The 14426-nt window shown below is 30.6% G+C and carries 14 protein-coding genes; 13 read left to right on the top strand and 1 reads right to left on the bottom strand.

Translation table 11 applies throughout. The annotated features are described in order from the left end of the window. The first annotated feature begins 21 nt into the window (after positions 1-21). The 4 genes from CD034_RS05370 to ypdA all read left to right on the top strand — a co-directional run bounded on the left by CD034_RS05370 (position 22) and on the right by ypdA (position 5106). On the top strand, positions 22-987 hold the full coding sequence (locus tag CD034_RS05370) for a helix-turn-helix domain-containing protein (protein ID WP_002455317.1): 966 nt from the start codon (positions 22-24) through the stop codon (positions 985-987). Beyond that, on the top strand, positions 968-2347 hold the full coding sequence (locus tag CD034_RS05365) for a RecQ family ATP-dependent DNA helicase (protein ID WP_002449846.1): 1380 nt from the start codon (positions 968-970) through the stop codon (positions 2345-2347). Before CD034_RS05370 ends, CD034_RS05365 begins: the two co-directional genes overlap by 20 nt. A 146-nt stretch (positions 2348-2493) precedes the next feature. Beyond that, on the top strand, positions 2494-3969 hold the full coding sequence (gene ebpS, locus CD034_RS05360) for an elastin-binding protein EbpS (RefSeq protein ID WP_002449732.1): 1476 nt from the start codon (positions 2494-2496) through the stop codon (positions 3967-3969). Positions 3970-4119: 150 nt separating this feature from the next. Next, the gene (gene ypdA, locus CD034_RS05355) at positions 4120-5106 is read left to right on the top strand and encodes a bacillithiol disulfide reductase YpdA (RefSeq protein WP_002449760.1); all 987 of its coding nucleotides are present in this window, start codon (positions 4120-4122) and stop codon (positions 5104-5106) included. 62 nt (positions 5107-5168) lie between these two features. On the opposite strand, the gene CD034_RS05350 is transcribed toward ypdA, so the two are convergent. After that, complete coding sequence (locus CD034_RS05350; RefSeq protein WP_002449857.1) at positions 5169-6137, bottom strand: asparaginase; 969 nt, start codon at positions 6135-6137, stop codon at positions 5169-5171. A 75-nt stretch (positions 6138-6212) separates the two neighbouring features. Between CD034_RS05350 and cmk the strand changes: the two genes are divergently transcribed. The 9 genes from cmk to ndk all read left to right on the top strand — a co-directional run bounded on the left by cmk (position 6213) and on the right by ndk (position 14335). After that, the gene (cmk, locus tag CD034_RS05345; RefSeq protein WP_002449771.1) at positions 6213-6869 is read left to right on the top strand and encodes a (d)CMP kinase; all 657 of its coding nucleotides are present in this window, start codon (positions 6213-6215) and stop codon (positions 6867-6869) included. A gap of 309 nt (positions 6870-7178) precedes the next feature. Further along, positions 7179-8357, top strand: a complete 1179-nt coding sequence (gene rpsA / locus CD034_RS05340; protein WP_049336186.1) for a 30S ribosomal protein S1 — start codon at positions 7179-7181, stop codon at positions 8355-8357. A 185-nt stretch (positions 8358-8542) separates the two neighbouring features. Further along, entirely contained in the window at positions 8543-9853 is a 1311-nt protein-coding gene (der, locus tag CD034_RS05335; RefSeq protein WP_019835234.1) for a ribosome biogenesis GTPase Der, read from the top strand. Positions 9854-9867: 14 nt separating this feature from the next. Further along, complete coding sequence (locus CD034_RS05330) at positions 9868-10866, top strand: NAD(P)H-dependent glycerol-3-phosphate dehydrogenase (protein ID WP_002455320.1); 999 nt, start codon at positions 9868-9870, stop codon at positions 10864-10866. Between the two features lie 168 nt (positions 10867-11034). Next, positions 11035-11307: a non-specific DNA-binding protein Hbs gene (gene hbs / locus CD034_RS05325; protein ID WP_002449794.1), complete on the top strand. Its 273-nt coding sequence runs from the start codon at positions 11035-11037 to the stop codon at positions 11305-11307. Positions 11308-11494: 187 nt separating this feature from the next. Further along, the gene (locus tag CD034_RS05320) at positions 11495-12076 is read left to right on the top strand and encodes a hypothetical protein (RefSeq protein WP_002449710.1); all 582 of its coding nucleotides are present in this window, start codon (positions 11495-11497) and stop codon (positions 12074-12076) included. Continuing rightward, positions 12076-12777: a demethylmenaquinone methyltransferase gene (locus tag CD034_RS05315; protein ID WP_002449836.1), complete on the top strand. Its 702-nt coding sequence runs from the start codon at positions 12076-12078 to the stop codon at positions 12775-12777. Before CD034_RS05320 ends, CD034_RS05315 begins: the two co-directional genes overlap by 1 nt. 29 nt (positions 12778-12806) lie before the next feature. Beyond that, positions 12807-13763, top strand: coding sequence for a polyprenyl synthetase family protein (locus CD034_RS05310; RefSeq protein WP_002449820.1), 957 nt, complete (start codon positions 12807-12809; stop codon positions 13761-13763). Between the two features lie 119 nt (positions 13764-13882). Then, positions 13883-14335: a nucleoside-diphosphate kinase gene (ndk, locus tag CD034_RS05305; protein ID WP_002449736.1), complete on the top strand. Its 453-nt coding sequence runs from the start codon at positions 13883-13885 to the stop codon at positions 14333-14335. The last annotated feature ends 91 nt before the right edge of the window (positions 14336-14426 follow it).

Below are 14426 nucleotides of genomic sequence, written 5' to 3'. Positions count from 1 at the left end.
CTATAAAAGAGGAGTTCACTCATGCAAGAAATGATTAGTTATGTTAAACATCACTCATTCAATTATAAAACTAATAAAAGTATATATAATATTTTAAGTGGAAAAAAGTCACATCAAACGTTTTTTGATGCGAGCTCTCAACAACTTTTATCATTATATCATAGTTTACCTAAATTAAAATATCAGACATTTGAACGACTTTTGAATAAAAATGATATAAAAGAATTAAATATCAAGGTGCATCCTCGGTTCACTTATGACAGTCTTAATAATACTTTTAAATGTATTCAATTATTAATTCAGACGATATCTCAATATCTCCATCATCAACTTAAATTCGTACCAATGAACCAACAAGTTATTATTCAAAATAAAGTTAAAAAGATTTATGGAACTATTATTAAAAATGATTTAATAAAAGATTTTGAAAATGAAGTGACTGATTTATTTCAAGCAATCAGTTTAAATAACAATAATAAGTGTTACCTTCATTATTATTTGCATGGTTATGATGAGCCTATGTATACAAGACAACAGGTAAGTTTGATTGAGAATATTTCTATTTCAAAATTATATACATTAGAATTGAATAATTTAGTCACCTTAGGAAGTGAAATTGAAAATAAACAACGTTATCCTATATTGTCTGAATGTATTATTCTTTCATCATTATTAAATAAAACATCTATTACTCAACAATATCTTCATCAAGGTTTGAGTTTAAATGAAATTGCAATTGCACAGAATGTTAAACTCAATACAATAGAAGATCATATTTTAGAATTATTTATTAAAGGCTATGAGAAAAATTACGAAAATTACGTAGAGAAAAAAGATGTTTTTCAATTTACTCAATACTATACAGAGCATAAAGGAGAAAGATTAAAAATATATAAACAAGAGTTTGACCATTTATCATACTTTGAAATTAAACTCATGATTGTTGGGATAGAAAGAGGTGAAATCAATGTTAGAGAACAATCTTAAACAATGGTTTGGACATGAAAGTTTTCACCCAGGTCAGAAAGAAGTTATAGAAAGTGTGTTACAAGGCAATCATACACTTGGTGTTTTGCCAACAGGTAGTGGGAAAAGTCTGTGTTACCAATTTCCAACTTATATGCAACAAAAACCTACTCTTATTATTTCACCGCTAATTTCTTTAATGGACGATCAAGTGATGCAACTTAAATCTCAAGGTGAACGAAAGGTTGTATGTATTCATTCAGGTATGGATGAACAAGAAAAGAAGGAAAATATCAATTTATTAAATCAAAGTCGTTTTATATTTCTAAGTCCTGAATTTATTCTTCAATCTCATCATTTCAATTTAATTAAAAACATCCCATTTGGTTTAGTAGTATTAGATGAAGCGCATTGCTTATCAGAATGGGGATATGATTTCAGACCGCATTACGCACTTATCGGTCAAATCACTCATCATTTTAAATTAGCGACTATTTTAGCATTAACTGCTACTGCACCGCCACATTTAACAAGTGATTTAGAACATATTTTAAAAGTTAAATTAAACACTATACAAACTACTATGAATCGTAAAAATATTTCGTTATCACATTTTAATTTCAAGGATGACGACGAAAAAATAGAATGGTTATTGAAATTTATTGAATCTTCAGGTCCCACAATTATTTATGTATCATCTAAGAAAATATGCTTACAACTCGCAAAACTCATTTATCAACATGGATATTTAACTGGTATTTATCATGGGGATTTAACTTATCAAGAACGTCAAACTGTTCAAAATCAATTTATTAATAATTTTATTCCAGTTATTGTAGCTACTAGTGCTTTTGGAATGGGGGTTAATAAAAAAGACATTCGGACTGTGATTCATTTTCATTTATCATCTAGTCCTTCAAATTATTTACAAGAAATTGGAAGAGCTGGGAGAGATGGAAAACAAAGTCAAGCGATTAGTCTATATCAACCAGACGATGCTTATATTCTAGAGACGTTACTATTTAATGATGCTATCGTAACAGAAGATGTCGAAACTTTTGAGCTAGGCGCATTCCTTCCACCTAATAAAGAAGAAATTTTAACAGTATTACACCAAAATTATACATTTAAAGAATTGAAACACATTTTTAAAACCTCATATATACGTAAACAAGCTGGTTATCAAAGAATTATAGGTTATACTCGTATAGATCAATGTAGAAGAAAATTTTTATTGGAATTTTTTGGAGAATCTCCTAATCAACCTAATGAATGTTGTGACAATGATTCAGATTTAAGTAAAATTGAGTGTTACAACAGAAAAAAAGTTAAAAGACAATTTACTTTCAATGAAAAAATTAAAAACTTATTTAGAGTTTAGTGACTTTACTTTACTAAAATATTTTATACAGGATATAATTAAATTACATAGTGATTTATAAGAAATTTAAAAATGATACATATTTATGCATTACTTGGGTATAAATAATGTGACAATTAAAATAAGAAAAAGAGAGGATGTTGACTATGTCTAGAGATAATTTTAAGGATGATTTTGAAAAAAATCGACAATCGATAGATTCAAACGATCAATTCGATCGTGTAAATAATGAAACTAACGATGAAATAGACAATTTTAACAATGAAACCGATCAACAGTTTCCACCAAGAAATGCACAAAGACGACAAAGAAGAAGAAACCAATCTTCTAGTCGTAACAAAAAATTTAATGATCAGGTTAATGATTATGAAGAAGGTTCATTAGATGACCGTTATGATGAGGAGACATTTGACAAAGTACATAACGATAATAATTCTCATCATAATCACGAGAATGATGAGAATAATCAACGTTCCGATGTAGATGAGCGTTATGATGAACATAATCGTCATTCTAATCATCGTCTTGAGGACGATAGTTATGAAAATGATGATAATAGTGATGATAGAATGAATAGTGATCATCGTCGTCATCGTGATTTTGATCAAGATAACGATAGACATGAAGCTCATCATTCAAAAATCGGAAAAGACGCAACAATTGCTGGAGGAGCTGCTGCTACAGGAGCTGTTGGAGCAAAAGCATCACGTAATAAAAAACGTAAAAATAATCGTCATGATGATGAAAATTATAGAGATAATGAAAATAGAAGCGTTCAACATAACAGCGAAGATAATAATGAACTAGATAATAAACATCACAGAAAAAAAGGTAATAAAGGCAAAAAAGCTGCTGCAGTTGGTGCTGGCGCAGCTGGAGCAGGTGCTGCTGGTGCTGCCGCTTCTAAACATAAACAACATGATGAACATAACAATCTAAATCATCATGATGCTGATAAACATCGTGAATACGAAGATAATGATGGTTTCCAAGCACATAACGGTAATAAAAAACGTGGTTTAATGGGAATTTTACTTCCACTCATAGCTTTATTACTTATTTTAGCTGCTCTAGCTATTTTTATTGGCATGTATCTTAACAATGACCATAAAGAAAAAAACAATAACACTGCAGATAATAAAACAGAACAAACTGAGAACAAAGATAACGCTAAAGACAAAGCTACAAATGAAAAAGACCAATCAAATGAAAAAGTAGCAACAAAAGAAGATAAATCAAGCGAATCAGATAATAGCACTAAAAAAGATAGTAATGAGTCAAATGAAGTAGCTACAACAGAAAACAGTACATCAAACAATAATAATGATAAAAATTCTACTGAAAGTGCAACATCTGAAAATGATAACAATAAATCAAATGTATATAACAATTCATCAAGTTCAGACAATAACTCAAATTCTCAATCAACTCAAAATAGCACACAATCAAGTAATAGTGCTGGCCAACAAACTCACGTAGTATCTGGTAATGATAATTTATATCGTATTGCAATTCAATACTATGGTGAAGGTACAGTTGAAAATGTAAATAAATTAAAACGAGCTAACGGCTTAACTAGTAATAATATTGTAAATGGTCAAAAATTAGTTATTCCTCAATAATATCTGAATGTATTAAAAAAGGTACACCTAAAATGGTGTATCTTTTTTATGTTCATTTGAAGATAAGTAAATAACAATGTAAATATTTTTATTTAGAAATATATCTGTAAACTGATATAATATGTTAGTGATTAAAGGAGGCCATTAAACATGCAAACAATTGAAAGTATTATTATTGGTGGAGGCCCATGTGGTTTAAGTGCAGCAATTGAGCAAAAGAAAAAAGGCATAGAAACACTAGTAATTGAAAAAGGTAACATTGTAGATGCTATTTATCATTATCCTACGCATCAAACTTTTTTCTCTTCTAGCGATAAATTAAGTATTGGAGATGTGCCATTTATTGTAGAGGAAAGTAAACCTCGTCGTAACCAAGCACTTGTCTATTATAGAGAAGTAGTAAGATTTCATCAGTTGAATGTACATCCTTTTGAGGAAGTATTAACAGTTAAAAAAATTGGAAATAAATTTACAATTACAACAACTAAAGACGTGTATGAATGTAAATTTTTAACAGTTGCGACTGGTTATTATGGTCAACATAATACTTTAGATGTTAAAGGTGCGGATTTATCTAAAGTTAAACATTACTTTAAAGAAGCACATCCATACTTCAATCAAGATGTCGTGGTTATTGGAGGTAAGAATTCTGCAGTAGATGCAGCTTTGGAATTGGAAAAGGCTGGGGCAAATGTGACTGTATTGTATCGTGGAGATCGATATTCAGCAGCAATTAAACCTTGGATTTTGCCAAACTTTGAATCTTTAGTTAACCATGAAAAAATCGATATGGAATTTGATGCAAATGTTACTGAAATCACTCAACATTCAGTAACTTATGAAAAGAATGGGGAAACAGTAACAATACCAAATGACTTTGTTTTTGCAATGATTGGTTATCATCCAGACTATAAGTTTTTACAATCTATTGGTATAGATATTCATACTAATGAATTTGGAACAGCTCCAATTTATAATAAAGAAACGTATGAAACAAATGTGGAAAACTGTTATATTGCTGGTGTTATAGCAGCTGGTAATGATAATAATTCAATTTTCATTGAAAACGGTAAATATCATGGTGGCATTATCGCTCAAAGTATTTTAAGAAAAAAACAAACTCCACTAGAAAGTTAAATTTCATTTATTTTAATTAAAAGAGAGAAACAATGAGTGCATCATCATTGTTTCTCTCTTTTTTAAGTTTCAAAGTATTCTTTCAATTCCTTATGATTCATATGGTTACTTAAACCAATTAAAAGTTTTAATCTTGCTTTAGGGCCATTTAATCCGTTAGAAAAAATAAGACCCTCTTCAGCTAATCGAAAACCTCCACCTTCATAATCATATACTGGACTTACAATGCCATTAAATGAGCGAGACACGAGTACGATAGGAATATCTTTTTTGACACATGATTCAATACCTTTCAAACAACTTGGAGGTAAGTTACCTTGGCCTAACGCTTCAATAATTATACCTTGAACGTTTTGTTGAGCATAAAATTCTAAAACATCCTTAGTCATTCCCATATACGCTTTAATTAATGGCACATTTAAACTTTCATCTATTCTTGGAAATACTTTTTGTCGATATGGACGATTATAAAATTGAACACGATCTTTAGTTAAGATACCTAAAGGGCCTTGATTAGGACTCTGAAAGGTATTGATATTCGAGGTATGTGTTTTAGTAACATTTCTCGCAGTATGTATTTCGTCATTAAATACGACCATCACGCCTTTATCAGAAGCTTCTAATGAAGTTGCAACTCTAATTGCTGAGATAAAGTTATATAGCCCATCTGAACCAATCTCGTTTGATGAACGCATTGCACCTGTTATAACAATAGGTTGACTTATATCGATTGTTAAATCGAGCAAATAAGCTGTTTCTTCTAACGTATCTGTGCCATGTGTAATCACACATCCATCATAATGATTCTTAGAAAATTCCTTCATAATGATATCTTTTAACTTTATGACATGAGAAAGTGTGATATGTGGTGATGGCACATTAAAGGGACTTATTTCATATACATTTGCATATTGATCTATGATGTTTTTATGCAATGAAATAGGATTGATATCATTTGTAACGACCTGATTGAGTTGATTTTGAGACATACTAATTGTTCCACCTGTATGAATAACAAGTATCTTTTTCATTAAACTCCTCCTATTTTTAAAATATATATTTATGATAAAATAATACAGATAAAACAACAAGAAAGGAAAAATGTTATGAATCCAATTAATATTGCATTAGATGGTCCTGCTGCTGCTGGGAAAAGTACAATTGCAAGACAAGTAGCTAGTAAATTATCAATGATTTATGTCGATACTGGTGCAATGTATCGTGCAATAACGTATAAATATTTAAAGCAAGATGCTCCTGAAGATTTTCAAAATTTAATTAATCATACTTCTTTAGAATTAACTTACAATCCATCAAAAGGCCAACGAATTATTTTAGATAACGAGGATGTGACAGACTATTTAAGAGAAAATGATGTCACACAACATGTTTCATATGTTGCATCAAAAGAACCTGTACGCACCTACGCCGTACAAAAACAAAAAGAATTAGCAATAAAAAAAGGAATTGTTATGGACGGTAGAGATATTGGTACCGTCGTTCTTCCAGATGCTGAGTTAAAAGTATATATGATTGCCTCTGTAGATGAAAGAGCGGAAAGAAGACAAAAAGAGAATGAATTACGTGGCATTCCTTCCACTTTAAATCAATTAAAAAAAGAGATTGAAGAAAGAGATCATTACGATATGAATCGTGATATTTCACCTTTAAGAAAAGCGGAAGATGCTATAACAGTGGATACAACGAGTAAAACTATAGAAGACGTAACTGAAGAAATATTAAAGTTAGTAGAGAATCTGTAATTTTCATACATAGCTATTTAATTTAATTCGTCAAATGACTAAAGTATAAGCGAATTATTTTAAATAGCTATTTTAGTTATATATAATTAATTATGAAAATATAAACAATAAATTTTCTTAGTCTTATATTCAATCATAAGTTTCGATTTTCATCGATATTAATAAATATATTTTTCTATTGCTTAATATTAAATAATTTTAAAAAATGATATATTTTTTAAAAACTTATGAAACTAAAGGGGTATTTCTTGACAATTCCTCGTGTTTATAAGATGTTATAGTTATGTAGTGTATAAGGAGGCAAACATGATGACTGAAGAATTCAATGAATCAATGATTAATGATATTAAAGAAGGTGACAAAGTCACTGGAAAAGTTCAACAAGTTGAAGATAAACAAGTAGTAGTTCATATTGATGGGGCTAAATATAACGGAATTATTCCAATTAGCCAACTTTCAACTCATCACATTGAAAATCCAAGTGAGATTATTTCAGAGGGTGATGAAATTGAAGCATATGTAACCAAAATTGAAATTGACGAAGAAAATGAATCAGGCGCTTACATTTTATCAAAACGTCAACTTGAAACCGAAAAATCATATGAATATTTACAAGAAAAGCTTGATAATGACGAAGTAATCGAAGCTAAAGTTACTGAAGTAGTTAAAGGTGGCTTAGTTGTGGATGTGGGCCAAAGAGGATTCGTTCCTGCGTCACTCATTTCAACTGATTTCATTGAAGATTTCTCTGTATTTGAAGGACAAACCATTCGTCTTAAAGTAGAAGAATTAGATCCTGAAAATAATAGAGTCATTTTAAGCCGTAAAGCAGTTGAACAAGCTGAAAATGACGTTAAAAAAGCATCGTTATTAGATTCACTTAATGAAGGAGACGTTATCAAAGGAAAAGTTGCACGTCTTACTAACTTTGGTGCTTTTGTAGATATTGGTGGCGTTGATGGATTAGTTCACGTATCAGAATTATCACATGAGCATGTTCAATCTCCTGAAGACGTGGTAAGTGTTGGACAAGAAGTAGACGTTAAAGTTAAATCTGTTGAAAAAGATTCTGAACGTATTTCTTTATCTATTAAAGATACTTTACCAACTCCATTCGAAAATATTAAAGGTAAATTCCACGAAAACGACGTTATCGAAGGTAAAGTAATTCGCTTGGCTAACTTTGGTGCTTTTGTGGAAATTGCTCCTGGTGTTCAAGGACTTGTACACATTTCAGAAATTGCTCATAAACATATTGGTACACCAAGTGAAGTGTTAGAACCAGGACAACAAGTGAGCGTTAAAATTTTAGGTATTGATGAAGAAAATGAGCGTATTTCTTTATCTATTAAAGCTACATTACCAAATGAAGATGTGATTGAAAGTGACGAAGCTACAACTCAATCATATTTATCTAATGAAACAGATGAAGACAATCCAACTTTAGGTGACGTTTTTGGTGATAAATTTAAAAACTTAAAATTCTAATATTAAATATTTTATTATTTAATTTAATGATGAGAGCAAGAAAAGATATTCAAATAGAATTCTTTCTTGCTCTTTTTTTATTTATCTTTACTCACTATCTATCGTATGACAATATATACTTGTTTTTAAATCATCATTGCGTATGATAAAATTATAGAGATTTTAGAAAGAGAGGAAGTTAGCTTATGACTAAACCTATTGTAGCAATTGTAGGTAGACCTAATGTGGGGAAGTCTACAATTTTTAATAGAGTAGTAGGTGAACGTGTATCAATTGTTGAAGATACTCCAGGTGTTACGCGTGATCGTATTTATTCTTCAGGCGAATGGTTAACACATGAATTTAATATCATTGATACTGGAGGCATCGAAATCGGAGATGCACCTTTCCAAACACAAATAAGAGCTCAAGCAGAAATCGCTATTGATGAAGCAGACGTTATTATCTTTATGGTAAATGTGAGGGAAGGTCTCACTCAAAGTGATGAAATGGTGGCTCAATTACTTTATAAATCAAAAAAACCTGTTGTTTTAGCAGTAAATAAAGTAGATAATCCTGAAATGAGAAGTGATATTTTTGATTTTTACTCTTTAGGTTTTGGCGATCCTTATCCAATTTCTGGTTCACATGGTTTAGGTCTAGGTGATTTATTAGATGAAGTCGTTAAACATTTTAAAGAAGAAGATAGTGATCCATATGATGATGACACTATTCGTTTATCTATTATTGGCCGTCCAAATGTGGGTAAATCTAGTTTAGTAAATGCCATTTTAGGTGAAGAACGTGTTATTGTATCAAATGTAGCAGGTACAACTCGAGATGCTGTAGATACTGAGTATAGCTATGATGGACAAGATTACGTGTTAATAGATACAGCAGGTATGAGAAAAAAAGGTAAAGTATATGAGTCAACTGAGAAATACTCTGTATTAAGAGCCTTAAAAGCAATTGAGCGTTCAAATGTGGTGTTATTAGTTATTGATGCCGAAGAAGGAATTATTGAACAAGATAAGCGCGTTGCTGGATATGCTCATGAAGAAGGAAAAGCAATGGTGATTGTTGTAAATAAATGGGATGCTGTAGAAAAAGATACTAATACTATGAAAAAATTTGCTGATGATGTACGTAATCAATTTCAATTTTTAGATTATGCACCTATCGCTTTCGTATCGGCAAAAGAGCGACTACGATTAAAAACACTTTTCCCTTATATAAGAGAAGCAAGTGAAAATCACAAAAAACGTGTTCAAAGCTCAACACTTAACGAGGTGGTGACGGATGCAATTTCAATGAATCCTACACCTACAGATAAAGGTAGACGTTTAAATGTCTTCTATACTACTCAAGTGGCTATTGAACCACCAACATTTGTGGTTTTTGTAAATGATGTTGAGTTAATGCATTTTTCTTATAAACGCTATCTTGAAAATCAAATTAGAGATGCATTTGGTTTTGAAGGAACGCCTATTCATATCATCCCTAGAAGAAGAAACTAAGAGGAGAGATTAAGATGACTAAGATTACAGTTTTTGGTACAGGAAGTTTTGGTACTGCATTAGCAAATGTTTTAGCAGAGAATGGCCATTCAGTTTTAATGTGGGGAAAAAATGAAAATACTGTAGATGAAATTAATCAATCTCATCAAAATAAACGGTACCTGAAAGACGTAACATTAATTGAAACAATTAAAGCAACAAATCAATTAGAACAAGCAGTTAATTTTTCAGATATATTTTTAATTGCTTTACCTACAAAAGCAATTAGAGACGTTGTGACTGAAATTAATCAACATATTAAAACTAAAAAAACATTTATTCACGTTGCAAAAGGTATTGAAAATGAAACATTTAAACGTGTATCAGAAATGATTGAAGATTCAGTATCTAAGAACCATAAAAATGGTGTGGGGGTACTATCTGGACCAAGTCATGCTGAAGAAGTTGTAATTAAACAACCTACAACTGTTGCAGCTTCGTCAAAAGATGAACGTATAAGTAAACTTATTCAAGATTTATTCATGAATGATTACTTACGAGTATATACTAATAATGATTTGATAGGTGTAGAACTAGGTGGTGCACTTAAAAACATTATTGCTGTAGCAAGTGGTATTGTTGCTGGAATGGGTTATGGTGATAATGCTAAAGCTGCTTTAATGACAAGAGGTTTAGCTGAGATTAGTCGACTAGGTGAAAAGCTAGGGGCTGATCCTATGACTTTTCTAGGTCTTGGTGGCATTGGTGATTTAATTGTAACGTGTACGTCTACTCATTCAAGAAATTATACTTTAGGATATAAATTAGGAAAAGGTAAAACGACTGAAGAAGCACTTAACGAAATGAATATGGTTGTTGAAGGAATTTATACAACAAATTCAGTATATCATTTAGCAAAAGCTCAAAATGTTGATATGCCAATAACCAATGCTTTATACAAAGTATTATTTGAAGATAAACCAGTGAAAGATAGTGTGAAGGATTTAATGGGACGAGATAAAAAAGCTGAATAAAGTGTAATTTTGCTATTTAACGCAAATATTTTATAAAATTATTCACGAAATACTGATAATTCAACGTTTTAAGTATATAAATCGTTGCGGTAAAGGGAATTATTGTGTTAAAGTCATACCATAATGATATAAATTTATCATTATCATTCATCTGGAGGTGAACTCATAATGAATAAAACTGACTTAATCAATGCGGTTGCAGAACAAGCTGATTTAACTAAAAAAGAAGCTGGTTCAGCAGTAGACGCTGTTTTCGAATCAATTCAAAACTCACTTTCTAAAGGTGAAAAAGTTCAATTAATTGGTTTCGGAAACTTCGAGGTACGTGAACGTGCTGCACGTAAAGGACGTAACCCTCAAACAGGTAAAGAAATCGAAATTCCTGCAAGTAAAGTTCCAGCATTCAAAGCTGGTAAAGCATTAAAAGATGCTGTAAAATAATTTACTTAAAAAGCCCTATAAGGGCTTTTTATTTTATATATTGTTTAATTCTAAATACATATGTTTTATTTATAATTGTACAATTCACTGTGAAGCGTCTGTGAAGTTATTTTCGTCATAAGCACTATATTTTATTTTTATGAATATAATGTTAATATGTATATTGATACTAACGTGAGGTGTGAACATGGAAAGAACATTAAGCAAATTAAATAGACAAATTACTCAAAGGCTTAAAGGAATTAATGAATATGAAGCAATTCACATTAATAAAGGATTAAGTGATGTTTTAGATCATTTTAATATTCCAGAAAATGCTAAACTTGCCTGCCTCACTATTGATACTTCAATGAAGCATCTAGATGATATTTCTAAAAATAAATTATCTAAGAAATCAATTCTAATTGGTGACTTATTAAGTGCTCATTTTTATACTTTAATATCTGAAATTGGTGATGTGTCATATCAAAAGCTAATGAGTGAAGCGATTATAAAATCTAATGAGCTTAAAACTTCATTGCATCATCATTCACTCGAGCGTCATGATATATATAAGGCTGTGTTAGATATAGAAACACTTTTCCCTTTTATAACTATTTCTCATTTTACAGATATTGAGATTTCTCAATATGAAATATTTGAAAAATTATTTAGTGGGGTACATCAATATTATCCCTCTTATTTAAGTGAATATGATGAAGATGAAATAAACCAATTTATTAAACATATAAAGCAAAGCGATAAAGAGAAAAGTAGAGGTAATAATTAATGACTGAAAATAATGCAAAAAAAGAACAAGTTCATACGGTTTTTCAAAATATTTCTAAAAAATATGATCGATTGAACAATATAATAAGCTTCGAACAACATAAAATATGGCGTAAACATGTAATGAAAGATATGAATGTGTTACCTGGAAGTAAAGCACTTGATGTATGTTGTGGTACAGCAGATTGGACTATTGCTTTAAGTAGAGCAGTAGGACCTAATGGAGAAGTTACAGGTTTAGATTTCAGTGAAAATATGCTTGAAGTTGGTAAAGAAAAAACTAAATCAATGCCTAATATTCACTTAGTGCACGGCGATGCTATGAATTTACCATTTGAGGATAAAACATTCGATTATGTAACCATTGGTTTCGGTTTAAGAAATGTGCCTGATTATTTAGCAACATTAAAAGAATTAAATCGCGTATTGAAACCAGGCGGTATGATTGTATGTTTAGAAACAAGTCAACCAACATTACCCGTATTTAAACAAGTTTATAAACTTTACTTTAAATTTGTGATGCCTATTTTCGGGAAATTGTTTGCTAAATCTAGGGAAGAATATGAATGGTTACAACAATCTACATTCAATTTTCCAGATAAAACTAAATTAAAGCGTTTATTTGAGCAGGCTGGTTTCAGTCATGTAAAAGTTCGTAGCTTTACAGGTGGCGTTGCTGCAATGCACCTTGGCTATAAATAGAAACTTCTACTAAATAAAAGGTGATTAATGTGGCAAAGTTAAGTATGAATAGTGAAATTAAAAATGTTGAAAAGCGTTTAAAAAATGCTATTAAAAGTAATGATTCTGTATTACAAGAAGCAGCATTTCATTTATTATCTTCGGGTGGCAAACGAGTGCGTCCAGCATTTGTTCTTCTTAGTAGTCAGTTTGGACCAAAGAAAATTACTGAAGATACGTATCATGTTGCAGTAGCTTTAGAATTAATTCATATGGCAACACTTGTGCACGATGATGTGATTGATAAAAGTGACAAACGTCGTGGTAAATTGACTATTGAAAAAAAATGGGATGTCACTACTGCTATCCTAACTGGCAATTTCTTACTAGCTTTAGGTTTAAAACAACTTTCTAAAATTGAAGATCATCGTGTTCATACTATTATTTCTAACGCAATTGTTGATGTTTGTAGAGGGGAGCTCTTCCAATTCCAAGACCAATTTAATAGTCATCAAAATATTACGAACTATTTGAGACGTATTAATAGAAAAACGGCGTTGCTTATTCAACTTTCAACAGAAGTTGGTGCAATAACATCACAAGCTGATAATGAGACGATTCGAAAATTAAAAATGATTGGTCATTATATTGGAATGAGTTTTCAAATTGTAGATGATATTTTAGATTTTACAAGTACTGAGAAAAAATTAGGTAAACCTGTGGGTAGTGACCTAATGAATGGTCATATTACATTACCAGTTTTATTAGAGATGAAAAAAGACCCGGTTTTCAAAAAACAAATTGTTGAGTTATCACACCTGACAAATAAACATCAATTTGATCCACTTATTGATCAAATCAAGAATTCAAATAGTATCACACAATCTCAAGAAGTGAGCGATCATTATTTAAATAAAGCACTCGACTTAATTGATCAATTAGAGGAACCAAATTCTCAAAATTTATTTAGAAAGCTTATTAAAAGAATGCGTTCTAGAAATACATAAGAATAGAAAAAAGTTGAAAACGCTTTAATAACCTGTTAGTATTTAGTAGTAGTAAGTTGTTTGCTATTAAATGTATTTATACATATTAAATCAATTTTTTAATTAGGGGGATTTGTATAATGGAACGCACTTTTTTAATGATTAAGCCAGATGCAGTACAACGTAATTTAATAGGAGAAATTATTTCTAGAATTGAAAGAAAAGGTTTAAAAATAGTTGGCGGTAAATTTATAATTCCAACTAAAGATACTGTTAACATACATTATGCTGAACATACAGAGAAGCCGTTTTTTCATAAACTTGTTTCTTTTTTAACTTCTGGACCTGTGTTTGCCATGGTTGTTGAAGGAGAAGACGCAGTTGCGGTATCTAGACATATTATCGGAAAAACAAATCCCACTGAAGCCGCTCCCGGTACTATAAGAGGCGATTATGGTTTAACAGTAGGGAGAAATATTATTCACGGATCAGACTCTGTAGAATCTGCTGAAAGAGAAATCAATTTATGGTTTAATGATGATGAAATATATAGCTACGAAGCTAATAGAGAAAATTGGCTTTATGAAGAATAATTTTTAAAAAGTAGAATAAATTGGAATTTATTTTCAATTCAACCATTGACTGCCGACATGTTAGAAACTACCTAAGACAACAGTTGTCTTA

This window comes from Staphylococcus hominis subsp. hominis (assembly GCF_002901845.1).
GTDB classification, from domain to species: Bacteria; Bacillota; Bacilli; order Staphylococcales; family Staphylococcaceae; genus Staphylococcus; species Staphylococcus hominis.
Note: the sequence above shows the minus strand (reverse complement) of the source record. Positions and strands in the feature narration are given on the sequence as shown.